A 25,594-nucleotide genomic window follows, 5' to 3' on the forward strand; every position below is an offset into this window, starting at 1 on the left:
TCCTCCATCGCGTGCGTTGCTGACCGGCCGCGCGAGATGTTGAGGTTCGTCCCGGTCGACCCGGCGGGCGAGCACTGATCAAGACGAGAGAGTACATGCACGAACCCGAGCGCAGGGCGGAAGGATCCGCCCATGCCAAGACGATCCTGCTTGGGGAGCACGCGGTCGTCTACGGCAGGCCAGCGATCGCCTTTCCTCTGGCATCACTGACGCTCACGGCTCACGCCCGCACGACTACGAGCGGGCTCTCGCTTGACACCCCCTACCATCGGGGTTCGGTGGCGAGCGATGACGATGGCACGGCTCCGCGTGAAGTTCATTTGGCCGAAGCGGCGCTTCGGCACACCCTCGATTATCTGAGGAAGCCGCACCACGGCGTTGACGTCACCGTCACCGGCTCGATTCCCGCAGCGCGCGGGCTTGGGTCAAGCGCTGCTGTCGCCAGCGCCATTGCCGTCGCCGTCGCAGCGCTCGACGGCGTACACCTGTCGAATGCCGAACGATTTGAACTCGTGCAGTTCGTTGAGCGCATTGCACATGGAACGCCAAGCGGGCTCGATGCGCACGCGACAATGGCGCCCGGACCAATACTGTTCGAGCGTGGACAGGCCCGTCCCGTGGCTGTCGACGCGCTCCCGCCGCTCGTCGTCGCCGACACCGGAATCCGAGGCCACACCGGTGCCGCCGTCGCGAGCGTGCGGGCACGACGAGAACGCGACATACGCGGTGTCGACGCGGCACTCGATGAGATTGCCGCGCGGGTCACTCGAGCAGAAGATGACCTGCGCTCGGGCGATCTCGCGAGCCTTGGCGACAGCATGAACGACTGCCACGGCATCCTCGCTGACCTTGGCGTCAGCAGTCCCGAACTGGACTCTCTCGTCTCAGCTGCTCGCCACGCGGGTGCTCTCGGTGCCAAACTGACGGGAGGCGGCCAAGGCGGATGCGTCATCGCACTCGCTCCGACCGCTGAGGCCGTTCCCGAGCTTGCGGCTGCGCTCACCGCGGCGGGCGCACACGGGGTCTGGCCAGTGACAGGCAGACCAGTGACAGGCAGACCAGTGACGGGCAGGGAGGAGACGACGTGACGAGCACGGCAACAGCTCACCCGAACATCGCGCTGGCGAAGTACTGGGGCAAGCGAAATGACGCGCTGATCATTCCCGCAACGGGAAGCCTTTCTCTGACCCTCGACGTGTTTCCCACCACGACATCGGTCACGCTCAGCGATGAGGGTGCGGATGCCGTGCGCCTTGACGGCGTTCTTCTCACTGGTGACGAGTCGAACCGCGTGCGCACCGTGCTCGATCGCATTCGAGAACTGAGCGGCCGAACAGGGCACGCGCGCGTTGAGAGCTCCAACACTGTCCCGACGGCGGCGGGGCTTGCCTCATCGGCTGCGGCGTTTGCCGCGCTGGCGACCGCCGCGGCAGACGCCTTCGGCCTCGACGCCGATGATCGGATGCTGTCGCGAATCGCTCGCCGGGGATCAGGCTCTGCGTGCCGCTCTGTCTTTCCTGGTGTGGCCAGGTGGAACGCCGGTATCGACGACGAAAGCTCCTATGCGGAGCCGCTTTCGTGGAACGGGCCCCCTCTCGCCATGGTCGTCGGGATCGTCAGCTCGCAGCGCAAGGCCGTGTCGAGTCGCACGGCAATGCGGCGCACTGTCGAAACGTCGCCCTACTTTTCTGCGTGGGTGACGTCGAGCGCGGCGCTGCTCGATCAGATGTCCGACGCCGTCGCCGCGGGCGACTTCGCGACAGTGGGGGAACTCACGGAGCAGAGTGCTCTGCGCATGCACGCCAGCATGTTTGGCGCGGTTCCACCGGTGCGTTACCTCAGCGCGGCAAGCCTCGCCCTGTTCGATGCCGTCGTGACGCTCCGCTCTGCCGGCATCGACGCCTATGCCACCGCCGACGCGGGGCCCAACGTGAAGGTGTTGTGCCGTTCGGATCAGGCCTCGCATGTCGTCGATGCACTGACCGCGACCATTCCCGATGCGGAATACGTCGTGGCGCACGCTGGACCGGGTTCGCATATCGTCACCGGGAAGGGCGCATGATCACGGTTAGAGCTCCGGGCAAACTCTTCATCGCTGGAGAGTACGCCGTCGTCGAAGCAGGAAACCCGTCTGTGCTTGTCGCCGTCGATAGGTTCGTTCGCGTCGACCTCACCCCCAGCGTCGGGAAGGGAAGCATCCACTCCGAGCAGTATGGGCGTCAGCCGCTCGTCTGGTATCGGGATGCACGCGGAATCGTTCTCGACCACGACATGCGACCCGTCGACTACATTCTCTCGTCGATTGAGGCCGTTGAGCAGTACGTCGCCGAGCAGGGAATCACCCCGCGCTTCTATGATCTGTCGGTGTCGAGCGAACTCGACGATGTCAGCGGGCGCAAGTTCGGCCTCGGCTCAAGCGCGGCAGTCACGGTCGCCACGATCGGCGCGCTTAACACGTTCTACGAACTGAACTTGACGCGAAGGGAGCGCTACAAGCTTGCGATGCTCGCGACGATAGCCGTTTCTCCGCACGCGTCAGGCGGTGACCTTGCCGCGAGCACGTTCGGAGGCTGGATCGCCTATTCGGCTCCGGATCGTGAGTACGCGCTTGGCCTCCGTGAAGCGCACGGGGTCTCGGGCGCTCTCCGCGCCGATTGGGACGGCTTCAGCGTGCGGCAGCTCACTCCGCCAAGCGATCTTCAGCTGCTTGTCGGATGGACGGGGGAGCCCGCGTCGACGTCGCGCCTCGTCGACGATCTGCGTGATCGGCGGTGGGTCGAGGAGATTCGCTACTCTGACTTTCTGGAGCACAGCCGCCACTACGTCGACGCGCTCATCGGCGCGCTCGATGACGACGATGCAGTTGGGGTCAAGAATGCGATCAGGGGTGCACGTCGCACCTTGTCTCAGCTGGATCGTGCCGCCAGATTGGGCATCGAGACTCCGGCGTTGACGAGGCTGAGCGACACAGCTGAGGCGATCGGCGCCGCCGCGAAATCTTCGGGAGCCGGCGGCGGAGACTGCGGTGTGGTCTTCGCAGAGCACGACGCCGACATCTCAGGTCTGCTGAGAGAATGGGAGCGGAGTGACATCCGTCATCTCGCATTGGCGGTCCATCCATCGGAAGGGGGACTCGATGAGCGGTGATCGCAAAGACGATCATGTGCGTCTGGCCACAGAGCAGAATCGGGGTCGAGCCCGCCTCAACGAATTCGACGACGTGCGCTTCGTGCACCACGCACTCGGCGCTTCAGACATTGATGCGGTGTCGCTGGCGACGCGCATCGGGCCGCTCGCGCTCCCGCTTCCTCTTTACATCAACGGCATGACCGGGGGAAGCGAATCAACGGCGCTCATCAATCGAGACCTCGGCATCGTCGCGAAAGAGACCGGCGTGGCCATCGCCTCCGGGTCGATGAGCCCCGTCTTCAAAGACTCGTCGACAACCGAGGGGTTCCGCGCGATCAGGGATGAGAACCCCAACGGCACGGTGTTTGCGAACCTGAGTGCCAATGCGAGCGTCGACAACGCACGCGCCGCCGTCGACATCATGCGCGCCGACGCGCTCCAGATTCACATCAACAGCGTTCAAGAGCTCGTGATGCCCGAGGGTGATCGTGCGTTCTCGCATTGGCCCGAGAACATCGCCCGAATTGCCGACGCCCTCGACGTGCCCGTCATCGTCAAAGAGGTCGGCTTCGGTATGAGCGGTGGCACCGTCGCGCAGCTCGCCGGGCTGGGCGTCGGCATCGTCGACGTCAGCGGCCGTGGCGGCACCGATTTCGCCGCGATCGAGAACGCGCGTCGCACCGGGGCGGACTTCAGCATCCTCTCTGGCTGGGGACAATCGGCGATCGTCGGCCTGCTTGATTCGCGGGATGCTGCGGCTGAAGCGAACGTCTCGCTTCTCGCCTCAGGCGGCGTTCGCACCCCGCTTGACGCGGTTCGGGCGCTGGCGCTCGGTGCTCGGGCGGTGGGCGTCGCCGGCAGCTTTCTGCGGGTGCTCAAAGACGAGGGCGTCGATGCTCTCATCGGGGAGATCACGCGTTGGACCGACCAGATTCGCTCAATCATCGCGCTGCTCGGGCAGACGTCGGTGTCGGGGCTTGCCGAAACGGACGTCGTGATCAGCGGAGACGTTCGCGACTTCTGCGACGCTCGAGGTATCGACACGACACGGTACGCGCGGCGCAGCGAGAACCGAGGAGGCCCCCGCTCATGACGGATACCATGTTCGCTCCCGTGCCGATGCGGTGGCTCGGCCCCGTGAGAGTCAGCGGAAACGTGATGACGGGTGAGCAGGAAGTTCCGCTGGCCACGTACGAAACCACGCTGTGGCCGTCTGTGCGCCGCGGAGCGCACGTGTCGACGATGGTCGATGGCGGAATTCAGGCGACATTGATCGATGAGCGCATGGCGCGTTCGGTCATTTTCGAGGCAGACGACGCGGCGGCGGCGCTCGCCGCTGCACGCCGCATCGAGGCCGATGTTGCGGCTCTTCAGGCCGTTGTCAGCGAGACGAGTCGCTTCGCCACTCTGATTGACGTGCACCACCAGATCGTGGGAAACCTGCTGTTTCTCCGCTTCGAATTCACAACAGGCGACGCGGCGGGCCACAACATGGTCACATTGGCGTCAGACAAGCTCATGGCGCACATTCTGCAGTCAGAGACCTCGCTTCGCTACAGCTCGATCTCGGGAAACTACTGCACAGACAAGAAGGCCTCCGCCGTGAACGGCATTCTGGGGCGCGGCAAAAACGTTGTGACCGAGATCGTCATTCCCGAGGAGATCCTCCGCCGTCGCCTGCGCACGAGTGCCGAGAAGATGGCGCAGCTCAACGTTCGAAAAAACCTCATCGGCGGCGCGATCGCTGGCAGTCTGCGCTCGGCAAACGCGCACTACGCGAACATGCTGCTCGGCTTCTACCTCGCAACCGGCCAGGATGCCGCGAACATCGTCGAGGGCTCGCAGGGTTTCACACACGCCGAGGTACGTGGCGACGACCTGTACTTCTCGTGCACGATTCCGAACCTCATCGTCGGCTCGGTCGGAAATGGAAAAGGGCTCGATGTCGTCACCGAGAACCTCAGACGACTCGGATGCTCAGAGCAGCGTGAGCCGGGCGAGAACGCCCGTCGGCTCGCCGCGCTGTGCGCGGCGACGGTGCTCTGCGGAGAACTGTCGCTCATGGCCGCACAGACAAACCCGGGCGAGCTCATGGCCGCCCACCTTCAGTTCGAAAGGACCGACCGATGACCACCGGTATCCACGACATCTCGGCTGCAACGGGCAGCCTCGTCTTCGCGCTTGCAGATCTGGCAGAGCACGAAGGCATTGACGTGGCCAAATACCACCGTGGCATCGGCCAGACCGAGATGAGCCTCACGGCAGAAGACGAAGACATCGTGACGATGGCCGCTCGTGCTGCCGCGCCCATCATCGAAAGGCATGGCACCGAGGGTCTTCGCACCGTCATCTTCGCAACGGAATCGGGCATCGATCAGTCGAAGGCGGCATCCGTCTTTCTGCATCGCCTCCTCAGGCTTCCGCGCACCGTTCGGGTCGTCGAGGTGAAGGAAGCCTGCTATTCGGCGACAGCCGCAATTCAATTTGCCCTCGGAATCGTCTCACGACGCCCAGACGAGCGGGTTCTTGTGATCGCGAGCGATGTTGCGCGGTACGAGCTCAACTCGAGTGGCGAGGCCACTCAGGGCGCCGGTGCCGTGGCCATGCTGGTCTCTGACGACCCGGCGGTGCTCGAGGTCGAGCCCGTCTCCGGCGTCTGGACGGACGACGTCTGGGACTTCTGGCGCCCGAACGATCGCAGTACGGCGCTTGTCGACGGCCGGTATTCCGTGCAGGTGTACCTCGAATCACTCGAAGGGGCGTGGAATGACTATCGCGCACACGGCGGCGCTGAATTCTCGAGCTTTGCGCGGGTGTGCTACCACCAGCCGTTCACACGCATGGCGGTGAAGGGGCAGCAGCGGCTTGCCCACATCGCCGATCCCGACGGCGAAAGCGCCGACATCGATCGGCTTGCCGACACCGTCGAGTACAACGCGCGCATCGGCAACAGCTATACAGCATCCATCTATCTCGCTTTTCTCTCGCTCCTCGACAACGGCCCGGATCTCTCGGGGGAGCGCATCGGGTTCTTCAGCTATGGCTCCGGTGCTGTCGGTGAGTTCTTCGGCGGAGTGCTCGTGCCCGGGTACAAGAGCCAGCTCCGCACAGAGGAGCTGCAGAGCATGCTCGCAGCCCGCCGACCCATCGGCTACGACGAATACCGCCACCGCCACATTGCCTACGATCGCGTCGGCGACTTCGAGACCGCAGACGAAACACACGGTGATGTGCGCTTTGCGGGCGTCGAGCAGCACAAGCGTCTGTACGAGGCGCGCTGACGACGGCGCCCGAACCGATCGGGCTCGACTAAGATCGAAACGATGTCACTCGCAGCCTCATACCCATTCTCCCCGGCCACCGGCACAGACGTACGTGTGCGTTTCTGCCCGTCGCCCACCGGCACCCCGCATGTCGGCCTCATTCGCACAGCCCTGTTCAACTGGGCATACGCCCGCCATACGGGCGGAAAGCTCGTCTTCCGCATCGAAGACACGGATGCCGCGAGAGACAGCGAAGAGAGCTATGCGCAGATTCTCGAGGGACTGCGCTGGCTGAACATCGACTGGGACGAAGGCATTGACGTCGGCGGGCCAAACGGGCCGTACCGTCAGTCGCAGCGCTCCGATCTCTATGCTGGTGTGATCGAGAAGCTCACGGCATCCGGCCATCTCTACGAGAGCTTTTCGACGGCGGAGGAGATCGCGGCGCGCAATGTCGCGGCTGGCCGTCCGGCCGAGCACGGCTACGATAATGTCGACCGCGATCTCATTGACGAGCAGAAGGCGGCTTTCCGCGCCGAGGGGCGCCAACCGGCGCTGCGTCTGCGGGTGCCAGACGAAGATCTCTCGTTCACCGATCTCGTGCGTGGAGACATCACGTTCCCGGCCGGATCGTTCATTGACTTCGTTGTTGTGCGCCCTAACGGCAAGCCGCTCTACACGTTCGTGAACCCGGTGGACGACGCTCTCATGGGCGTGACGCACGTGTTGCGCGGCGAAGACCTTCTGCCCTCGACGCCGCGTCAGATTGCGCTGTACCGCGCGCTGATCGACGTCGGGCTGACGACGTTCGTTCCCCGTTTCGGGCACCTCCCCACCGTGCTGGGTGAGGGCAACAAGAAGCTCTCCAAGCGCAACCCCGAGTCAAACCTCTTTCACCACCGAGACCGCGGCTTCGTTCCCGAGGGGCTCGACAACTATCTGGCGCTGCTTGGCTGGGGATACTCTGCCGATCGCGACGTCTTCACACTCGACGAGATGGTTGAGCGATTCGACATCACAGATGTGAACCCCAACCCCGCCCGCTTCGACCTCAAGAAGGCTGAATCGATCAACGGCGACCACATTCGGATGCTGCAGGTCGACGACTTCGCAGCACGCTGTGTTCCGTACCTTGTCGAGGCAGGCATTCTCACCGAGCCGCTCAGCGACCGCCAACGCGAGATTCTAGCGCAGGCGGCACCGCTCGTGCAGACCCGCATGAGCCTGCTCGGGGATGCACCGGGAATGCTCGGCTTTCTCTTCACTGACGCTGCCGCGATCGAGTTTCAGCCCGACGCCCTGAAGTCGCTGCCGAAGAATGCGACAGAGGTGCTCACGGCGGCGCTCGACGTTCTGCGCGTCAGCGACGACTGGAGCGCCGAGGCTCTGCAGCAGGTGCTCGCCGATGCTCTCGTTGAGAGACTCGAGCTGAAGCCGCGCATCGCCTACGGCCCGCTGCGTGTCGCGGTGTCCGGCCGTCGCGTGTCGCCTCCCTTGTTCGAGTCCATGGAGATTCTCGGAAAGACCGATTCGCTCGCTCGTCTCGAGCGCTTGGTGGCGCACCTGGGGGAGTGATGACTCAGCACTACGATGTCGTCGTCATTGGGGGAGGGCCCGCTGGTCTTTCCGCCGCACTCAATCTCGTGCGGGCGCGCATGCGGGTGCTTGTGCTGGATGCGAACCGTCCTCGCCACGCTGCGACGCTGTTTGCACACGGGTTTCTGACGCGCGACAATATCTCGCCGCTCGAGCTGCGTCGGCTCGGCCGAGAAGACGTGTCATCGTACGAGAACGGTGACGTGCAGTTCGCAACGGTGGAGGCGGTGACGTCACTTCCCGACGGCTACCGGGTCATCGCCGGCGGTGTGAAGGGCGACCCCGATCGCGATGTGCATACCAAGCGCGTCGTCGTCGCGACGGGCCTCGCCGAGATTCTTCCCGACATCGGCAACGCACGTGCCTTCTATGGAACCTGCCTGCACAGCTGCCTCGAGTGCGACGGGTGGGAGAAGCAGGATGCTCCGCTCGTGCTCATCGGCGAGAGCGATGACCTCGCCGAGCAGGCGTTCCGAGCTTTGCAGTGGACGAACGAGCTTCTCGTGCTCACAAATGGTTCGGGCGTCATCACCGATGCGGAAGAGAGCGAGCTCGACGCCGCAGGAATCGGCGTCGATCGAACACGGATCTCTGAGATTCAGGGTGGGCGTGGAGTGATGACGGGCATCGAACTCGCCGACGGTCGGGTACTCGATTATCGAGTGGGATTCCTCCGACCTCGCTGGAATGCTCGACTGGGCTTTCTCGACGGGCTCGGGATCGTCGCCGATGAAGCAGGGTTGCTTGTCGTCGACGAGCGAGGTCGCAGCTCGCGGCAGGGCATCTACGTGGCCGGTGATATTACTCCTCCGGGGCCGCAGCAGATTGCCATCGCTGCCGGTCAGGGTGCAATGGTCTCGGCGACGATCGTCGCCGACGAAGCGCGCTGGAGGCGCGAACCGTAGACACGCCCGGGTGCGTGCGTTTTGGCGCTTGCCCTTTCGTCGGCTAAAGTTATCTCTTGGTTCGGCTACGTCGAACACCCTTGGGGTATGGTGTAATTGGCAACACAGCGGTTTCTGGTACCGCCATTCTTGGTTCGAGTCCAGGTACCCCAGCAATCACATCCTCACGCAGTGCGCGTGAGGATTTTTTGTTGCCCGAGCGCTGCGTTACGGCTTCTGCGACGAGGGCAGGCACTCCCGCACGTCAATACGCATTCCCAGCGCTTCAGCGAGTTCGCGGCCAAGCTCGTCGGCCCGTTTGGCATCGGCGACCCTCACAACCCACACGCGTGTGACAGGCGCGTTGCCGACGTCGCCCGCGTGAACGTCACCTGTCGAATCGATGACTGTGGCGTGAGAAGCGGGTGCCAGCACTTCGCTCCACTCGAGTTCTGAATGAGTAGCGAGCGCATTGTCGTTCTCCCCCCGCCATCGCGGGCGAAGCTTTCCCGCTCCCGGCTGTGTCCATCGTGACACTGGTGCCGAGTCCTGTCGAGAGAAAGGTCGGGTGTTTCATCGCCGACGGCGGGTCGCCACCGATTCCGGGCTGATGAACGTGTGATGAGAGCCCTGTTGAAAGTTCGCTAACTCCTGCCGATGTCGACCTCTGGACGGCCAGTATTGACATGCACCTGGGCGCCCGTCTGCGAGTGATTGCGGGCTTCTGACAGCGAATAATAGGGGAAGAGCAACGTGGCATTTTTCAGAAAGCATTCTCGAGAGGATTCGGCGAGATCGCAGCATTCTCTTCGGCGAACGATAGCGATGGCGGCGACAACGGGACTTGCTGTCGTGGGTTGGGTTGGGCTCAGCGCAACACCGGCGATGGCCGATCCTTTCGAATTGGAAACTCCTGCATTCTGGATCTCGCAGGGGGGACCTACAACCGTCTCTCAGGGCGTGCAGGCTGATGGTGAGGTGACCTTCGAGCAACTGGGAGACGAGTCGGGGTTGAAGTTCAATGCAATGGGGTTTCGCAGCTCTGACGGCTACCTGTGGGCAATCGGAGGGGACAACGGGCTGGTCAGAATCGGCGATGACGGCGTGGTGGCTCAACACTCCCTTGATCTGCCCCTTCCAGGGATCAATGTCGGAGCATTTGGTGAAGGAGAGTTCGCCGACCGTCTGCTCATTACCTCCTCGACAACCATGGACATGATGTACATCGTCAATGTCGAAACAGGTGAGGTGGAAGAGCAGCCCCTTACACCTGGTGACACGGTCGGGGAGTTGGCTCCTGATGCCTCAGACTGGACCGCATACGCCGGCTATCTCTGGGGAGGACAGCAGGGCGGCGGTTACATCGTTCGAGTCGATCCGTCGACCGGCATTCTCGATATGTTTCCCGTGGCCGAACTCGATGTGGCGGGGGCCCTCGGCGGCGCATGGACGTACGGAAACAACAATCTGGGTTTCTCATCTAATAACTCAGGCGACATCACACAGGTTCACGTAGAGAATCCATCGAGCGCCGCTCCTGAATTCAGCATCGTCTCCGTCGTTCCAGGCCCCCCGAGCGGAGGAAACGATGGTGCAAATTCGATTGGTGATCCCACTGATCTTGGCGTCGTGAAGACGGCACCTCCGAGTGTGTCGCACGAAGGGCTGATTGCCTGGGACGTCACAGTGACCAATCACAGCACGTCGTGGTCATCGGGATTCACACTCACTGACGAAATGCCAGAAGGTGTGACAAACGTGCAGGCGACCGGACCGAATGCGTCGCTGTGCACCGTTGAAGAGCTTGCCGTGTCGTGCATCGGCGACCCGCTTGACGCCGAGGAGAGCGTTTCGTACTCATTCACCGGTACAGCTCCGGCGCTCGACACCACTCTTGAGAACACGGCGAATGTCCTCGCAAACGAAGATGACCCGAACTCGTCGAACGACACAGATTCCGCGACAACTGTCGTCGTATCACCCCATCTCGCGGTAGAAAAGTCGTCGAGTGCTGACGGAGCAGCGGTCGCCGGTGACATCGTCACATTCACCGTCGCCGTGACGAACGATGGAACGGCAGACTACACGGTTGACAATCCAGCTGAACTCACGGACAACCTGAGTGACGTGCTTGACGACGCTGAATGGAACGACACAGCGACAGTAGCCTTCAGCAACGACTCAGCTTCTGACGCGCCAGTCTTCGAGGGAGACACTCTCACGTGGAGCGGGCCGTTGAGAGCGGGGGAAACAGCAACGATCACGTATGACGTGACAGTGACGAGTGCAGGCAATCATTCGATCGTCAACGACGCGTGCGTACCCAACGAGGGCGAAGAACCGACATGCGCGACGACGAACACTCCATTGCCGGGCTTGGCAGCAGGCAAGACCGTTGACCCCGAGTCGGGAAGCGACGTGACCGGTGGACAAGTGCTCACCTACACGCTCACATACACGAACTCCGGGCTCGCTCCGGCGACTGTTGATGACGTCGACACGCTGACGGATCTGCTTGACGACGCAGACATCACCTCGGCACCTGTCTCTTCGAGTGACAGTCTGACGGTCTCAGAGATCACGGACGGCTCATTCGCAGTTACGGGAGCTGTCGCTCCCGGCGCCACGGTGACGGTGACCTACCAGGCGACGGTAACGTCGGATGCGAATCGCACAGGCGATAACTCGATAGTGAACTGGCTCCTGCCCTCCGGCGTCACCCCGCCCGCGGACTGTACTCCGATGGATTGCACGGTCAATCCGATCGTCGACGTTCCAGCGGCGAATACCAGTACCGACGACGAGCTTGCTTTCACCGGCGCTGCCGGGGTGGGCATTCTTGCGGGAAGTGCCGGGCTCCTTCTGTTGGCAGGGCTTTCGGTATTGGTCTTCCGTCGTCGTCGCCAGATGTCGAAAGTCTGACGGCCGTAGTCGGGAAAACCTCACGGGTTACTCGGGCGTCGATCCCCCGGATCGACGCCCGAGAAGCCGTCGAGGTTCTTCGTCGTCCAGGATCAGGCCTCTGATGGGAATGCTCGCGTCGGAGGCCTGAATCAGCAGACCCTGGGTTTGTGCTCGACTTACAGCGGCGACGCGGTCACGCACATCGAGCTTCGCATAGAGCGTGCGCACATGACTGCGCACCGTCGCCAGGCTGATGTACAGAGAGCTGGCGATCTCTCGGTGCGAAGCACCTGTCGCGATGCCGTGAAGCATCTGCGTCTCTCGCGCAGACAGCACAGGAGGTGACGGCCGCTCAGGGAATGCGTCGGGCAGGTCGTCAAGCCGCTCGGCGATGTTGCGCGGAAGCCGATCATGGGTGAGCGACAGAAGACCGTCACGATGATCACGAGAGATGGCGAGATACGTGGAGCGCAGACCATGAGTGTCTGCGATCGATCGAGCTCCGCGGAACAGGGCAACGGCTTTCTGTTCGTCTCCGAGTGCGAGTGAACTGGCCGCACTCATGAACAGAAACTGTGCGCGTTCGCGGTTTCCCATATCTTCGCTGGTCGTGGCAGAGTCCGTTGTCGTCAGAACGGACTCGTACTCGCGTCTCGAGAGGTGAAGCCGCGCGATGAGCACGGAAAGCCAGCCACTGTGCTCGCTCGACTCTGATATTCGATGCGCTGCGTGCTCCAAACGACCGGCCCGCAGGTCAGCGAGCACTCCGGACCATTCCAAGATCATCCGGCCAGTTCGTGATTCTTCGCCTGCGTAGGGATGCGACCACGTCATGTGCCGATATCGATCGTCGAGAGTATCTGACGTCTCGAAGAACAGGGCGTGTCGACTTTCGGCGAGGGCCGCTAACGGCCAGATCTCGCGATCAGAGGAATGCCTGTGAGCGTTGTCAAGTGCGGTTTCGGACCAGTCGCGATCGAGACTGTCAACGGCCGACATCGCCAAGGCGACGTTGTGCCGTGCCGGTTCCGCATGCGACTTGGTCGAGACACTCGTTCCGCTGGGTATCGGGGTTGGTTGCGACTGAGAGAGCCAGCCGTTTGCTGCTCGGATAACGTCCACGTATCCGAGGATCTCCGTTTCCAACGAACTGAGTTTGCTGGATCTGGCGAATTCAAGCGCGTGACGCGCCAGCTCGGCGGCTGCTGCGTGATCATTGTGCGACAGCATCCGAGTTGCCGCATTCTGAATGAGAAGAAGAGCCGAATTGATGGCCGTCGGCGCTCCAGAACCCGCTGCCATGCGGCTTCGCAGATCGTGCTGTGTTTGGTCGCCGAGCGTGTCTGCCTCCGTGAGCCGGCCGACGTGGCGGAGTTGGAGAATCCGAATGACGGCGGCTTCGACGAACTCATCGATTGATCGGACGGAATGACGGTTTTGGAGGGTGCGGTGCTGAACGCTGAATTGCGAGAGCCGTTCGAGAATCGTGGCTTCTGCAGAACTGTCTGCCGTCAGAGCAGCGGCAACCGTGAGCGTCGTCGAATGATTCACGACAGCGTCTGGAACAGCTGAGTAGGCAGCGCTCGCTTCGTGCGGATGCTCGATAGCGGCTTCGCCGTGGTCGCTCCAGAACTGCTCTAAGAGCTTCCACGAATGTCCGCGGTGAGCGTGGCGGAGAACCTCAGGGGCGAAACGGCGTGGCCCAGAGGCGTAAGCTCCGGCGGCGATTTTCGCGTGCATCTCTCTGTTCTCGGGTGCGGACATGGCGCTGATCCGCTCACCGATGACTGATTTCACGAGGGGGACGAGCGACCAGTTCGTGGTTCCTGTGCGCATCACGAGTCCGTGCTCGTGCAGCAACGCCAACCGATCGCTTGGGGGCGCGTCTGACGGGAGCGCATTCGCTGCGATGAACATCGTATTCACTGTGATGGACGTCAGGAGCGATAACCGTTCGAGGAGAGCGAGGTCGTTGTCACTGAGGCTGTCAAACGCGACATTCTCAAGCCACCGTTTTGCCGTGCTCAGATTCAGTTCGCTCGGGGACGACTCGTCGAGAATCATGCGAACGGGCTCGAGCCAACCATTTGTGAGATTCACGAGCTCGCCGATGCGACGGTGATCGACCGGCTGGCCCCTGGCCTCGGCCATTGCGGCTACGTCTGTGGTCGTTGCCCGCAGATCGTCACCGAAGCGGATCGTCGTTCGAATGTGATTGTGCTGTGCGCGCTTCTCGAGGGACTCGGCGGCCCGCCCCGCGACGATGATGCGCATTGTCGAATCGCTCCTGAGCGCGGTGAAGAGCAGGCACTCGAGATCTGCGGGGAGAGCGGAGTCAATATCGTCGATAATGACGGAAAGCGGAGCTCGTCCGGCACCGCTCGAGATCTGTTCTCTCGGGATCAGCGCGCTCAACTCGTGCGAGGGGGGCGGCGCAGCGAAATAAAGGATGCGGCGATCAGACTGACGAGCGGCCCATTGTTTGAGGAGCTCAGACTTCCCGGTTCCGGCTGGTCCATGCACAATCGCGAGTGGAATGTCTTTATCAAGCCAGTGCAGCAGCCGAGTTCGCAGGACGCTTTGCCGGGACGTCCCCGGTTCTTCACTCCGTATCGGCTGCAGCGTCGCCACCCTCTCGCGCGGCTAGAAGGGCAAAGGAAAGCGTTCTCCCTGCGGGCGCTCAAAGCTTAGTAGGTGTGCGGTGAGGCCCGCGGCCCCCGGACGGGGGGTGTCGATTGGCAGAGCGTTACGTGTGCTTCTCGTCCAGCGGGTGTGTCGTCGATGTCTCTGCGGAGCGCTCGCTGTCGCGGGGCTGTGCAAAGCTCTGCGCGTGCGCCGCCCAACCACTCTCCGCGGGGAGCGATCTGAGAGCGCGGTTGGAGAGTGCAAGAATGACGCCAAGCGCGGTCAGGGTCGCGCACGCGACGAGGGTTCCCGTTCGGCCGACGAACGCCAAACCGAACCCCGCGATCAGCGGGGCAAGGGGCATTGCCCCCATGCTGAGCACGCGGCTGGCGCTGTTGGCGCGCCCGAGCAGCTCTGTCGGCACGGCAACCATGAAGTAGCCCATGAGCGCGGAATTAAGCGCGGGTATCAGGAATACGGAGATGCCGATGATCGCCATAATGCCGGGCACAGTGTGGACTGCGGGCAAGATAGCCGTTCCCACGGTTGCCATGATCAAGCTGCCAATGACGATGACTCCTCCGCGAATGCGCGGAACAAGTATCGGTGCCGCGAAAGCGCCCGTGAGCATGACGGCCCCGAGGACGGAACCCAACGTGCCGATCACAAGAGGGGAGTGGCCCGATTGCTGCAGCGAGTAGATGATCGTTGTCATCGCGGAATTGAAGCCGAGATTGACGATCATTGATACCCACAGCACTCCTCGAAGGTCGACTCGCGACAACAGCCAGGCGAACCCTTCGCGCGCTTCGGCGAGTACGTTGGTTCGCCGCGGGGTTTGGTCTGATGGGTCACGCTCGGGCGCGCGCCGCTCGGTGCGCCCGAGCATCCACGCAGTCACAACAGACAGGAGGTACGCCGCTCCTGCGACAACGGCGACGAGCCAGCCGCCGACGGCGAGGAGAGCTCCTCCCAGAGGGCCGCCCGCAAGTTGGATGGCGGCGCCACGACCTTGGTTTGCTGCCTGTGCGCGACCCATCGCCTCGTCGGGAACCACTTCTTTCAGCGCTGCTTCCCCGGCAACGTCGAAAAGTCCATCGCGGGCGTTTATGACGACGTTCAGAACGAGAAGCACACCGAAGGTGAGTGCGGAGAGGGCGTCAAGCACCGCGAAGCTGCCCGCGAGTGCCACGCCAATCAGCGCGCCGAGAAGCATGAGCCCGGTGCGACGGTGCCGGTCGGCGAGAACTCCGCCGACGAGCGTGAAGACGAGTGCGGTTATGACTCCAACGGCTCCGATGATGCCCGCCTGCGCTGGGCTGTCGGTCACCATGAGCGCGATGAGGGGGACAGCGAAGTCCAGCAGCGATGCCGCAAGCTCTTTCGATGCGTCGCTGACGAACCAGGTGGGGTATCGCCGGACTCGCCATAGCCGGACAGTCGCGTGAGTGCTGAACATGATTCGAGAATAGATGCGCAAGATAAGATGCGCAACTGTAATTGCGCAATAGTTTCTGCACAACGGACTAGGCTGACGTTATGTCACGAGAAGAGCAGGGCGAGGATGCTGCTGACGGCGCCGAGACGTCATCAAATCTGGTAAGCAACGACGCCCACACGATGACGAGTGCCATGCTCAAGGCAATGACTCATCCGTTACGGCGGCAGCTGGTGCGATCGCTGTCAAAACACATCTACGCCCGAGCGGCTGACCTCGCGCAGGAGCTGAACGTTCCTGCGAATTCCGTGAGCTTTCATCTGCGGGTGCTCGCGAACGCCGGGCTCATTTCGGAAGCTCCCGAGAAGGCGAGAGACAAACGCGATCGCGTCTGGACGCCGATGCGGGGGAGTCTGAACGTCGGATCGCCGGAGTATGGTGCCGAAGACATTGAGCTTGCGGGCGCGCTGGTGCAGACAATGATCGAGGATCACTTTGATCTTGTGAAGCGCTCGAGTAATCGGTGGCGTGATTACGTGGCGGGGCAGTCGACGCAGGACCTTCACACCACGATGATGCACCTGAATGTTCCCATGGACGCTGCGACCGCCAAAAAGTTCTTCGAGACGATCAGCAGAATGGCGACCGAGGCCGCCGAGACGTTCGATGTCGACTCTCCCAACGTTCACGTGTGGGAAATCGACGTGCTCGGTGCAGACGATACAGTGTGAGCGCTGTGTCATCTGCTCGTCGCGCCTTCGCTTTGCTGCTCACGCGACTTCTGCTTGTCGCGGGAGTCACCGTCATCGCCTGGGCGCTTGTCGCCCGGCTCTCGGGCGAGCTCTCGTTTCCGCCGAATCCGATGATCGCCGCACTCAGCCTTCTGCCTGTGAACGTCATCTGCCTTGTGATCGCTTCCCGCATGCTGAGGGCCGAGGGGCAGAGCATCCGTGAACTCGTCGGTTACCGTCACGGTGCCCTCGGCCGCGACATTGCTTGGGGCATCCTGTGGCTCGTCGTGCTGTTCATTCCGTTCATTATCGGCATCATGGGTACGGCCTTCGTGCTGCACGGCGCTGAGACGTTCGACGCCTTCGAGACGATGTTCTACAACCCGGATGCCGCGGCGGTCATTCCCTCGGCCGCGGCTCTGGTTCTCGGCATCGTCACGTTCGTGACGTTCGCACCGCTCAACGCGCCGACCGAGGAGATCGTGTTTCGGGGGTATGCGCAATCACGCCTGAGTGCTTCGTGGTCGCCGGCCGCCGCCATCGCGGTCAGTTCCATCGCCTTCGGGCTTCAGCACGCATTCTTCGCTCCAACTGTCGACGCCATGGCTGTGTATGTCGTTGCCTTCACGCTCTGGGGTGCCTGCTCGGCGATCATCGTGCGCCGTCAGGGGCGACTGCTGCCCGTGATCATCGCGCATGTGATCGTGAATGTCTTCACAAGTGCACCGGCCATCGTCTTTCCTGCCCTCATGATCGCGGGAGTGCTCTGATCTGCCGTAGCGCTTCACGATTTCTCGGTGCACAATCGAAAGGAGCACGCAGAGTGCTGTGAAGGAGGTTCTGATGGCCGAGCTGACGTTGCAGCACGCTTTGGAACGTGAACACCGCGAGATCGATGGCGGCATCGAGACATATACGGCGCAGTTGGATCGAGGCGCGTCAGACCCCTTGCCTCTCATTCGCGCAATGCACGGATTGCGACGCCACATCTATCTCGAAGAGACGTTTCTCTTTCCGCCGTTGAAAGAGTCTGGACTGACGATGCCCATTTTCGTGATGGAGCGTGAACACGGTGCGCTGTGGGACCGCATGGAGAGCATCGGTCAGTCGCTTGCGGGCACCGACGATGCGGAGAGCATGGCTCAGGCGTGCCGCGAGCTCCTCTCGCTGCTTGATGCGCACAATTCCAAAGAAGAGCCCATCATCTACACGCAGGCCGATTCGACGCTTTCTGCCGAGGCCAGCGATGAGCTCCGGAACTTTCTCGAGCACGGGGACATGCCCGAAGGCTGGACGTGCGTTCGCGCCACCGCGACCGAAGGTTAGACGCCGTCAGATCTCGAGGGACTCGCCTGGCTCGAGGGGAAAGTGCTGGCCACCGGCGGCCTCGACAACGTCGGCTATGCGCTGATTCGACATGTTCTTGCCGATGCGAGAAAGCACCATTTCGTGGGTGGGAAAGCTGCGTCTCGGCGCGACTTCCGTGGCAAAATCCATCACCTCGCTGATCTTCAGCCAAGGGGCCCCAGCCGGAACGGCCATGATGTCAACGTCGACATCCTCGGGAACAGTGAATGAATCGCCCCCGTAATACACGGCGTCGTTGATGAGCACCCCCACATTGTCGACGAGCGGTATCGACGGGTGGATCACCGCGTGCGTGCCGCCGAAGAAGCGCAGTCGGAACGGCGCCACCTCGATCTCGTCGCCTGCTGAGACAACCTCAACGGGGAAGCCCTCTGCAGCAGCCGCAACCCCGGCCGGGCCGAAGATGCGTACGTCGGGGTTGATGGAGCGGATACGCTCGAGCTGCTCCGGCGTCCAGTGATCCGGGTGCTCGTGCGTGAGCACGACGGCGACAGTTCCGGCGGCATCCGTGATGGGCGTCGTGAACGAACCGGGATCGACGATCAGCCGTGACCCCTCGTCTGTGACGACGAATGCCGCGTGCTCGAGCTTTGTGAGGTTCATAGTGTCAGTCTCTCGCCGGGACAGAACGCCCGCAAGTGCATCTCCTGCCATAATCCAAGAGTGACTCGTGAACACCCTCGCATCGCTGTTGCGATCAACCCGGCATCGAGCTTCGGTGCTCATTCCGCGAAGGGAATGCGTGTTGTCGAAGCGCTCGCCGACCGGGGCGTCGAGGTGACCACGCTCATTGAGGCAAGCGCAGACAAGCTGTTCGACGCAACAGTTGCGGCGGTGCGTGATGCCCCTGATGCGCTCGTCGCGGTTGGGGGCGACGGGCTTGTGAACCTCGCCATCAATGCGCTTGCCGACAGCGGCGTTCCTCTCGCGATCGTGCCGACGGGAACCGGAAACGATCTCGCGAGAGGCCTGGGAATCACGAGGCAGAGACCGGATGCCGCAACGCAGCGCATAGTGCGCGCGCTGCGTTCGGGCGGCATCCGGGAGATTGACGTGGGCGTTGTCACGACGTCGCAGGGGGAGCGGCGGTTTGGCGGCGTCGTCTCTGTGGGGTTCGACGCCCGGGTGAACGCCAGGGCGAACGCGATGCGCTGGCCGCGCGGCGGCACTCGCTATGTTCTTGCGACGCTGCGGGAGCTCGCGTCTCTGCGGCCGGTGCAGCTGGCGATGACGGTCGGCGAAACGACGCGTGAGTTCGAGGCGGCCTTCGTCTCGGTCGCCAACAACCGTTTCATCGGCGGCGGCATGGCGATCGCCCCGGAGGCGAAAATCGACGACGGACTCTTCGACGTCGTTCGCGTCGAACCGATCTCTCGGCGTACACTGCTGATGTTCTTTCCCCGGGTGTTCGCGGGGACGCACACGAAGCTCGATGTTGTGCATATTCATCGTGAGGAAAGGCTCTCTCTCACCGGAACAGGCATAGATCTCTATGCGGACGGCGAGAACCTGGGAACGCTTCCCGCGGGCATCCGAATGCTCCCGCGGGCGCTGCGTGTGCTCGCGTAGTCGGGGCAGTGGGATGCCCGACACGCCCGGAATTGTGCCCGGCGCACCCGTGATTTGTTGACGGGGGTCGTTTCGTGGCATACTCATGGAGTTGTTTTCCGGCCCCATCGTCTAGCGGCCTAGGACGTCGCCCTCTCACGGCGGTAACGCGGGTTCAAATCCCGCTGGGGTCACATCCGGGAAAAAGCCTTCCAAGGTCACCAGTTTTGGAGGGCTTTTTTGTTGTCATCTCACGTTGGCAACGTTTTCAACATTTGTGCCCGCATCCGACCACGACCGGATTATGCTGAGTGCATGCAGTACAGCAACGTCGCTGGGCATACCTATGCCGGCGGCGTATCTCCCAACCAAGAAAGGGATGTACCGACAATGGCATCCGGAAAGTCCACAACCCGGCGCGTTGTGACGACGACTGCAGGTCTTGCAGTTGCCGCTCTCGCCCTCGCCGGCTGTTCAGGCAGTTCAGGCGATTCTGGCGGATCGGGGGGTGATGGCGGCGCGATTGTGATTGGCACGACCGACAAGATCACCACCATCGACCCTGCTGGCTCGTACGACAACGGTTCGTTCGCCGTGATGAACCAGATCTACCCCTTCCTCATGAACACCCCATACGGCAGCCCCGATGTCGAACCCGACATCGCGAAGTCCGCGGAGTTCACCTCGCCGAAGGAATACACCGTCACGCTCAAAGACGGTCTCACCTTCGCCAATGGAAACGAGCTCACATCCTCAGACGTGAAGTTCAGCTTCGATCGCACGATAAAGATCGCAGACCCGAACGGGCCGTCGTCGCTTCTCAACAATCTCGAGAGCGTCGAGGCGCCCGATGACACCACCGTCGTTTTCACGCTGAAGAGCGCGAACGACCAGACGTTCCCGCAGGTGCTGTCGAGTCCGGCCGGGCCGATCGTTGACGAAGATGTGTTCTCGGCAGACGAGCTGACCCCCGACAAAGACATCGTCGACGGCAAGGCATTCGCCGGGCAGTACTCAATCGACAGCTATGACTTCAACAATCTGATTCAGTACAAGGCGAACCCCGACTACCAGGGTGTTCTCGGTGCTGCCGAGAACGAGGTAGTCAACGTCAAGTACTACTCGGAGTCGTCGAACCTCAAGCTCGCCGTTCAGGAAGGCGACATCGATGTTGCCTACCGCAGCCTCTCGGCAACAGACGTCGAAGACCTCAAGGGCAAAGACAACGTCAAGGTGACGAGCGGCCCCGGTGGCGAGATTCGCTACATCGTGTTCAACTTCGACACGATGCCGTTTGGCGCAAAGGCCGACGGAGCAGACGAAGCGAAGGCCCTCGCCGTCCGTCAGGCAATGGCCGATTCGATCGACCGCGAGCAGATCGCCGAGCAGGTATACAAGGGCACGTACACGCCTCTGTACTCCTACATTCCTGAGGGACTGACGGGCGCGAACGAGTCGCTCAAGGGCCTGTACGGCGACGGCGAAGGTGGCCCGGATGCCGACAAGGCGAAGCAGCGTCTTGAAGACGCCGGTATCGAGACACCTGTGAAGCTCAGCATCCAGTACTCGAACGACCACTACGGCCCCTCATCGGCTGACGAGTACGCGCTCATCAAGTCGCAGCTCGAGGCCGACGGCCTCTTCAGCGTCGACCTGCAGACGACGGAGTGGGTGCAGTACTCGAAGGATCGCACGGCCGACGTGTACCCGCTGTACCAGCTGGGTTGGTTCCCTGACTACTCAGACGCGGCGAACTACCTGCAGCCGTTCTTCAGCAAGGACAACTTCCTGCTGAACCACTACGACAACGCTGAGGTTCAGGATCTCATCAACCAGCAGCTGGTTGAGAGTGATCCTGATGCACGAGCAAAGCTCATCGAGCAGATTCAGGATGTCGCGGCTCAGACACTGCCCACCCTGCCCTACCTGCAGGGCGCGCAGATCGCGGTCTCGGGCGCAGATGTTGAGGGCATCACCCTCGATGCCTCGTTCAAGTTCCGATACGCACCAATTCACAAGTAATCACGTTCGAGGGGCGGATGCTGGCCCAGCATCCGCCCCTCGTCGGGTCTCACGCCCGATCGTCCCCAGTTAGGCAGGTGGCACGCTGACTTCCCCCAGCGCACAACCCGGCGGCACAATCGCGCAGGTCGCTCCCTCCACGAAATCGAGCGGGGGAGGGAGTCTGCTTCGATACATCATCGTGCGCTTTCTCCTGATCATCCCGACGATCTTCATTCTCGTCACGCTCGTGTTCTTTCTCATGCGCACGACGGGCGACCCCATTACTGCAGCCCTTGGTGGGCGGCTCACGCCCGATCAGCTCGCTGAGCGAATCCACGATGCCGGCTACGACCGCCCCGTCTTCGTGCAGTACATCGAATACCTCGGCGGACTCTTCCGCGGCGACTTCGGCACGACGATCAGCGATCACCGCCCCGTCACAGAGATTCTTCTCACCTATGGATCCGCAACTCTCGAGCTGGCGATCTACGGACTGATCGTGGCGTTCATCGTCGGCATCCCGCTGGGCATGTGGGCCGCATATCGCCGTGACAAGGCATCTGACGCCGTACTTCGCGTTCTGGCGATCCTGTTCTACGCAACGCCCGTGTTCTTCGCCGGAATGCTGCTCAAACTGATCTTCTCCGTCGGCTTGGGAATTCTCCCGGTCTCCGGACGAGCGAGTACGCGAACCGAGCTCAATATTCAGCTTCTCGACGATCCCACTGGCATCCATCTGATTGACGCGTTCCGGTTGGGAAACCCCGATGCCATCGGCGATGTTCTGAGCCACGCCGCGCTTCCCGCTATCGCTCTCGGCCTTCTGACGGCGGGCGTGTTCTTGAGGCTCGTGCGCACGAACATGATCGGAACCCTGACCAAGGACTATGTGGATGCTGCCCGCTCACGCGGTGTCAGCGAATTCCGACTCGTGCGCAAGCACGCGTATCGTCCGGCGCTCATTCCCATCATCACCGTCATGGGCATGCAGATCGCTCTCATGCTCGCGGGTGCTGTGCTGACGGAGACCACGTTCGAGTGGAAAGGCCTCGGCTTCATGCTCGTGCAGTACCTTCAGTCGCGCGACTTCGTCGCCGTGCAAGGCATCGTCGTGCTTCTCGCCATTATCGTTGCCATCACCAACTTCATCGTCGACATCGTCGCGGCGCTCATCGACCCGAGAGTGAGGTACTGACATGACCGCACGCACGGGAACTCCCCGGCGTTCGATCCTCGATCGCCTGCCCATTCTTCGCCAGCTGAGGCAAAGCTACGGAATTCAGCGCGGCATGCTCATTGCCGGGATTGCTCTGACGAGCCTCTTCCTGCTCATCGCTATTCTTGCTCCCTGGATCGCGCCGTACGGCTACGCGCAGCTCAGCGATGACAAAGGCGGATTCGGCGCACAGCAGCCACCGAGCGTCGAGCATCTCTTCGGCACGACGGTCGGCGGGTTCGATGTGCTGTCTCGCGTGATCTGGGGCGCGCAGACGGCAGCGCTCGTCGTTATCGCCGCTGTGACACTGTCAATCTTCATCGGCGTGATCCTCGGTCTGCTCTCGGGGTACTTCGGCGGTTGGATCGATCGCGTTCTTGTCGTGATCTGCGACGCCATTTACGCGTTCCCCTCCCTTTTGCTCGCGATCGTGATCTCGATTGCGATTTCGGGAGGGCGCTCCAACCTCATCGGCGGAATCCTCACGGCAGCGATGTCGATCACCGTCGTGTTCATTCCGCAGTACTTCCGCGTGATTCGCGCCGAGACTGTCCGCATCAAGGCGGAAGCATTCGTCGAGTCGGCAAAGGTGCTGGGCGCGAGCAACGTGCGCATCATGAGCAGACACGTGTTCCGCAATGCGACGCGCACCTTGCCGCTGATCTTCACGCTCAACGCCTCTGAGGCGATTCTCACTCTTGCCGGTCTGGGTTTTCTCGGGTTCGGCATTGAGCCGACAGCGGCATCCGAGTGGGGGTATGACCTCAACAAGGCGCTCTCTGATGTCTCGAGCGGAATCTGGTGGACATCGATCGGGCCAGGTCTCGGCATCGTGCTTGCCGTGCTCGGCATGACACTCGTGGGCGAGAGTCTCAACGACCTCAACGACCCGCGTCTGCGCGGTCGGCGCGGAGTCGCCGCCGACTCGGGCGAAATGGTCGAGACAAGCGTGGTCCCCGTCGCCGGAGTGCAGGAAACGGCCGTCGTCGACGGCGAGGACAGAGGCGAAGGAGACCGGCCATGAGCGACGACATTCTGCAGATTACAGACCTGAAAGTCGCATTCTCGTCTGATGCCGGAGCGGTTCGCGCCGTCGACGGTGTCTCTCTGACGGTAGGCCCTCGTGAAGTCGTGGCGATCGTGGGGGAGTCGGGCAGCGGAAAGACGGTGACGGCGAAGACGATCCTTGGTCTACTCCCCGACACGGCAACCAGTTCTGGCGCCGTTGTGGTGCGCAGCCGCGATGGGCGGAGCACGGGCGACGTCATCTCTGTCTCGAAGCACCGTCTCCGCGAGATGCGCGGCCACGACGTATCGATGGTGTTCCAAGAGCCATCGACAGCGCTCAACCCCGTCTACACGGTTGGGTGGCAGATTGCCGAGGGACTGCGCGCGCACAATTCACAGCTCGGCCGTAAGGCGGCGAGGGAGACCTCGATCGATATTCTGCGGCGCGTCGGAATTCCCGATCCCGAGTCACGTGTCGACTACTATCCGCACCAGTTCTCCGGTGGGCAGAAACAGCGTGTCGTCATCGCGATGGCGCTCGTGCTCAATCCTGGGCTGATCGTCGCCGATGAGCCGACAACGGCTCTCGACGTCACAGTTCAGGCCGAGATTCTCGACCTGCTCCGCCGTTGTCGAGACGAGTTCGACACGTCGATCGTTCTGATCACCCACAACATGGGCGTGGTCGCCGACCTCGCCGACCGTGTTGTCGTGATGTACCAGGGAGAGATCGTCGAAGAGAACGACGCTCGCACGCTGTTCGCCTCGCCCAAGCACGATTACACAAAGAAGCTGCTCGGTGCGGTTCCTCGCATTGGGCAGAGCGTCCACGCCGAGGAACGTCGCGAACCAGACCGCAGTGCGACACAGGTTGTCGAGGCCAAAGACCTCCGCATTCAGTACCCCGGACGACTCGGCAAGCCGGGATTCATGGCCGTTGACGGTGTCTCCTTTCAAATCGCCCCGGGCGAAGTCGTCGGGCTGGTCGGGGAATCGGGCTCGGGCAAGACGACGATCGGTCGGGCGATTGCAGGGCTCACTCGCGTGACAGGCGGGTCGCTGCAGGTGCTTGGCTCTGAGATGAACGGTGTCAAGGAGCGCAATTTCAAAAAGCTGCGTTCCCGCATCGGCTTCGTCTTCCAAGATCCGGCATCGAGCTTCAACCCACTGCTCTCCATCGAAGAGTGCGTTGCCGAGCCGTTTCGGGTTCACCGGCGCGACATGACCGACGCGCAGATCGAGACGAAAGTGGCGGAGCTTCTCGAGGCCGTGCAGCTGCCGCGGGCATACGCCAAGCGGTTCCCGCACGAACTCTCTGGTGGCCAACGGCAGCGGGCGAGCCTCGCGCGCGGGCTCGCTCTCGACCCCGAGCTGCTCATCGCAGACGAGCCGACGAGTGCGCTCGATGTGTCTGTGCAGGAACGCGTGCTTGAGCTGTTCGCCGAGCTGCAGGCCGAGTTGGGGTTCGCCGCGCTTTTCATCAGCCACGACCTCGCTGTCGTCGACATTCTCTCTGACCGCATCGCCGTGATGTACCACGGGCGGCTTGTCGAAGTGGGGACGGGGGAAGAGGTTCTCGGTAACCCGAAGGATCCCTACACGCAGCGCCTCCTGGCATCGCTGCCCGTTCCCGACCCCGTCGAGCAGGAGGAGCGCAGAAATGCTCTTGCCGCGATCATCGCGGCCGAGAGAGCCTGACCGTCGAATGCGGCCTTGGCTTCCGATCCGACCGGATGCCGAGACCGCATTCGTGTCCTCAGATATCTGCAGGTGAATCCGTTAGAGTATTCAACAGCGAAGGGGAGTATTCCATCTCGCAGCGTCCGTCAGGACGGATCATGATGGCGTGATCCCGGATGCTGCGCCGACACCGTCGGGGA

General features: G+C 62.3%; 21 protein-coding genes and 2 tRNA genes. 19 read left to right on the forward strand and 4 right to left on the reverse strand.

Features of this window, described 5'->3' with window-relative positions; all coding sequences use genetic code 11:
• Positions 1 to 95 precede the first annotated feature (95 nt).
• The 9 genes from mvk to HCR84_RS07045 all read left to right on the forward strand — a co-directional run bounded on the left by mvk (position 96) and on the right by HCR84_RS07045 (position 9,046).
• Positions 96 to 1,088, forward strand: coding sequence for a mevalonate kinase (gene mvk / locus HCR84_RS07005; protein ID WP_166983390.1), 993 nt, complete (start codon positions 96 to 98; stop codon positions 1,086 to 1,088).
• Positions 1,085 to 2,062 carry a diphosphomevalonate decarboxylase gene (gene mvaD, locus HCR84_RS07010; protein WP_166983391.1) on the forward strand — a complete coding sequence of 326 codons (978 nt, stop codon included), beginning with the start codon at positions 1,085 to 1,087 and terminating at the stop codon, positions 2,060 to 2,062. The genes mvk and mvaD overlap by 4 nt, the downstream gene beginning before the upstream one ends.
• Positions 2,059 to 3,147, forward strand: coding sequence for a phosphomevalonate kinase (locus HCR84_RS07015; protein ID WP_166983392.1), 1,089 nt, complete (start codon positions 2,059 to 2,061; stop codon positions 3,145 to 3,147). The genes mvaD and HCR84_RS07015 overlap by 4 nt, the downstream gene beginning before the upstream one ends.
• Positions 3,137 to 4,222 carry a type 2 isopentenyl-diphosphate Delta-isomerase gene (gene fni, locus HCR84_RS07020; RefSeq protein ID WP_166983393.1) on the forward strand — a complete coding sequence of 362 codons (1,086 nt, stop codon included), beginning with the start codon at positions 3,137 to 3,139 and terminating at the stop codon, positions 4,220 to 4,222. The genes HCR84_RS07015 and fni overlap by 11 nt, the downstream gene beginning before the upstream one ends.
• Complete coding sequence (locus HCR84_RS07025; RefSeq protein ID WP_166983394.1) at positions 4,219 to 5,259, forward strand: hydroxymethylglutaryl-CoA reductase; 1,041 nt, start codon at positions 4,219 to 4,221, stop codon at positions 5,257 to 5,259. Before fni ends, HCR84_RS07025 begins: the two co-directional genes overlap by 4 nt.
• Entirely contained in the window at positions 5,256 to 6,410 is a 1,155-nt protein-coding gene (locus HCR84_RS07030) for a hydroxymethylglutaryl-CoA synthase (protein WP_166983395.1), read from the forward strand. Before HCR84_RS07025 ends, HCR84_RS07030 begins: the two co-directional genes overlap by 4 nt.
• Before the next feature lie 42 nt (positions 6,411 to 6,452).
• A complete protein-coding gene (gltX, locus tag HCR84_RS07035; protein ID WP_166983396.1) occupies positions 6,453 to 7,967 on the forward strand; it encodes a glutamate--tRNA ligase in 1,515 nt (504 codons plus the stop codon).
• Entirely contained in the window at positions 7,967 to 8,893 is a 927-nt protein-coding gene (locus tag HCR84_RS07040) for an NAD(P)/FAD-dependent oxidoreductase (protein ID WP_235940823.1), read from the forward strand. The genes gltX and HCR84_RS07040 overlap by 1 nt, the downstream gene beginning before the upstream one ends.
• 81 nt (positions 8,894 to 8,974) lie before the next feature.
• Positions 8,975 to 9,046: transfer RNA gene (locus HCR84_RS07045), tRNA-Gln, on the forward strand.
• A gap of 54 nt (positions 9,047 to 9,100) precedes the next feature.
• On the opposite strand, the gene HCR84_RS07050 is transcribed toward HCR84_RS07045, so the two are convergent.
• Complete coding sequence (locus HCR84_RS07050; RefSeq protein WP_166983398.1) at positions 9,101 to 9,409, reverse strand: hypothetical protein; 309 nt, start codon at positions 9,407 to 9,409, stop codon at positions 9,101 to 9,103.
• A 288-nt stretch (positions 9,410 to 9,697) separates the two neighbouring features.
• Here HCR84_RS07050 and HCR84_RS07055 point away from each other — a divergent pair, with 288 nt between their 5' ends.
• Entirely contained in the window at positions 9,698 to 11,794 is a 2,097-nt protein-coding gene (locus HCR84_RS07055; protein ID WP_166983399.1) for a DUF7927 domain-containing protein, read from the forward strand.
• A 27-nt stretch (positions 11,795 to 11,821) separates the two neighbouring features.
• Here HCR84_RS07055 and HCR84_RS07060 read toward each other — a convergent pair whose 3' ends face one another.
• Positions 11,822 to 14,191, reverse strand: a complete 2,370-nt coding sequence (locus HCR84_RS07060; RefSeq protein WP_218043622.1) for a LuxR C-terminal-related transcriptional regulator — start codon at positions 14,189 to 14,191, stop codon at positions 11,822 to 11,824.
• 331 nt (positions 14,192 to 14,522) lie between these two features.
• Positions 14,523 to 15,860 carry an MFS transporter gene (locus tag HCR84_RS07065; protein WP_166983401.1) on the reverse strand — a complete coding sequence of 446 codons (1,338 nt, stop codon included), beginning with the start codon at positions 15,858 to 15,860 and terminating at the stop codon, positions 14,523 to 14,525.
• 80 nt (positions 15,861 to 15,940) lie between these two features.
• Between HCR84_RS07065 and HCR84_RS07070 the strand changes: the two genes are divergently transcribed.
• The 3 genes from HCR84_RS07070 to HCR84_RS07080 all read left to right on the forward strand — a co-directional run bounded on the left by HCR84_RS07070 (position 15,941) and on the right by HCR84_RS07080 (position 17,896).
• On the forward strand, positions 15,941 to 16,570 hold the full coding sequence (locus HCR84_RS07070; RefSeq protein WP_166983402.1) for a winged helix-turn-helix domain-containing protein: 630 nt from the start codon (positions 15,941 to 15,943) through the stop codon (positions 16,568 to 16,570).
• Between the two features lie 5 nt (positions 16,571 to 16,575).
• Positions 16,576 to 17,340: a CPBP family intramembrane glutamic endopeptidase gene (locus tag HCR84_RS07075; RefSeq protein ID WP_166983403.1), complete on the forward strand. Its 765-nt coding sequence runs from the start codon at positions 16,576 to 16,578 to the stop codon at positions 17,338 to 17,340.
• 73 nt (positions 17,341 to 17,413) lie between these two features.
• Positions 17,414 to 17,896, forward strand: a complete 483-nt coding sequence (locus HCR84_RS07080) for a hemerythrin domain-containing protein (RefSeq protein ID WP_166983404.1) — start codon at positions 17,414 to 17,416, stop codon at positions 17,894 to 17,896.
• 6 nt (positions 17,897 to 17,902) lie between these two features.
• Here HCR84_RS07080 and HCR84_RS07085 read toward each other — a convergent pair whose 3' ends face one another.
• Positions 17,903 to 18,541: an MBL fold metallo-hydrolase gene (locus HCR84_RS07085; protein WP_166983405.1), complete on the reverse strand. Its 639-nt coding sequence runs from the start codon at positions 18,539 to 18,541 to the stop codon at positions 17,903 to 17,905.
• Between the two features lie 60 nt (positions 18,542 to 18,601).
• Here HCR84_RS07085 and HCR84_RS07090 point away from each other — a divergent pair, with 60 nt between their 5' ends.
• The 6 genes from HCR84_RS07090 (at position 18,602) to HCR84_RS07115 (ending at position 25,412) form a co-directional block, all read left to right on the forward strand.
• Entirely contained in the window at positions 18,602 to 19,507 is a 906-nt protein-coding gene (locus tag HCR84_RS07090) for a diacylglycerol/lipid kinase family protein (RefSeq protein ID WP_166983406.1), read from the forward strand.
• 100 nt (positions 19,508 to 19,607) lie between these two features.
• Positions 19,608 to 19,680, forward strand: a tRNA-Glu gene (locus HCR84_RS07095).
• A 196-nt stretch (positions 19,681 to 19,876) separates the two neighbouring features.
• Positions 19,877 to 21,508, forward strand: a complete 1,632-nt coding sequence (locus HCR84_RS07100) for an ABC transporter substrate-binding protein (protein ID WP_166983842.1) — start codon at positions 19,877 to 19,879, stop codon at positions 21,506 to 21,508.
• Positions 21,509 to 21,626: 118 nt separating this feature from the next.
• Positions 21,627 to 22,685: an ABC transporter permease gene (locus HCR84_RS07105; RefSeq protein ID WP_244972605.1), complete on the forward strand. Its 1,059-nt coding sequence runs from the start codon at positions 21,627 to 21,629 to the stop codon at positions 22,683 to 22,685.
• Between the two features lies 1 nt (position 22,686).
• Entirely contained in the window at positions 22,687 to 23,730 is a 1,044-nt protein-coding gene (locus HCR84_RS07110; protein ID WP_235940824.1) for an ABC transporter permease, read from the forward strand.
• Positions 23,727 to 25,412 carry a dipeptide ABC transporter ATP-binding protein gene (locus HCR84_RS07115; RefSeq protein ID WP_166983407.1) on the forward strand — a complete coding sequence of 562 codons (1,686 nt, stop codon included), beginning with the start codon at positions 23,727 to 23,729 and terminating at the stop codon, positions 25,410 to 25,412. The genes HCR84_RS07110 and HCR84_RS07115 overlap by 4 nt, the downstream gene beginning before the upstream one ends.
• Positions 25,413 to 25,594: the final 182 nt, after the last annotated feature.

It is taken from the genome of Paramicrobacterium fandaimingii, assembly GCF_011751745.2.
Classification (GTDB): domain Bacteria; phylum Actinomycetota; class Actinomycetes; order Actinomycetales; family Microbacteriaceae; genus Paramicrobacterium; species Paramicrobacterium fandaimingii.

Coding starts and splice junctions, on each gene's coding strand:
- mvk (WP_166983390.1), top strand. CDS start 96: ATGCACGAACCCGAGCGCAGGGCGGAAGGATCCGCCCATGCCAAGACG.
- HCR84_RS07015 (WP_166983392.1), top strand. CDS start 2,059: ATGATCACGGTTAGAGCTCCGGGCAAACTCTTCATCGCTGGAGAGTAC.
- fni (WP_166983393.1), top strand. CDS start 3,137: ATGAGCGGTGATCGCAAAGACGATCATGTGCGTCTGGCCACAGAGCAG.
- HCR84_RS07025 (WP_166983394.1), top strand. CDS start 4,219: ATGACGGATACCATGTTCGCTCCCGTGCCGATGCGGTGGCTCGGCCCC.
- HCR84_RS07030 (WP_166983395.1), top strand. CDS start 5,256: ATGACCACCGGTATCCACGACATCTCGGCTGCAACGGGCAGCCTCGTC.
- gltX (WP_166983396.1), top strand. CDS start 6,453: ATGTCACTCGCAGCCTCATACCCATTCTCCCCGGCCACCGGCACAGAC.
- HCR84_RS07040 (WP_235940823.1), top strand. CDS start 7,967: ATGACTCAGCACTACGATGTCGTCGTCATTGGGGGAGGGCCCGCTGGT.
- HCR84_RS07055 (WP_166983399.1), top strand. CDS start 9,698: ATGGCGGCGACAACGGGACTTGCTGTCGTGGGTTGGGTTGGGCTCAGC.
- HCR84_RS07065 (WP_166983401.1), bottom strand. CDS start 15,860: ATGTTCAGCACTCACGCGACTGTCCGGCTATGGCGAGTCCGGCGATAC.
- HCR84_RS07070 (WP_166983402.1), top strand. CDS start 15,941: ATGTCACGAGAAGAGCAGGGCGAGGATGCTGCTGACGGCGCCGAGACG.
- HCR84_RS07080 (WP_166983404.1), top strand. CDS start 17,414: ATGGCCGAGCTGACGTTGCAGCACGCTTTGGAACGTGAACACCGCGAG.
- HCR84_RS07085 (WP_166983405.1), bottom strand. CDS start 18,541: ATGAACCTCACAAAGCTCGAGCACGCGGCATTCGTCGTCACAGACGAG.
- HCR84_RS07100 (WP_166983842.1), top strand. CDS start 19,877: ATGGCATCCGGAAAGTCCACAACCCGGCGCGTTGTGACGACGACTGCA.
- HCR84_RS07110 (WP_235940824.1), top strand. CDS start 22,687: ATGACCGCACGCACGGGAACTCCCCGGCGTTCGATCCTCGATCGCCTG.
- HCR84_RS07115 (WP_166983407.1), top strand. CDS start 23,727: ATGAGCGACGACATTCTGCAGATTACAGACCTGAAAGTCGCATTCTCG.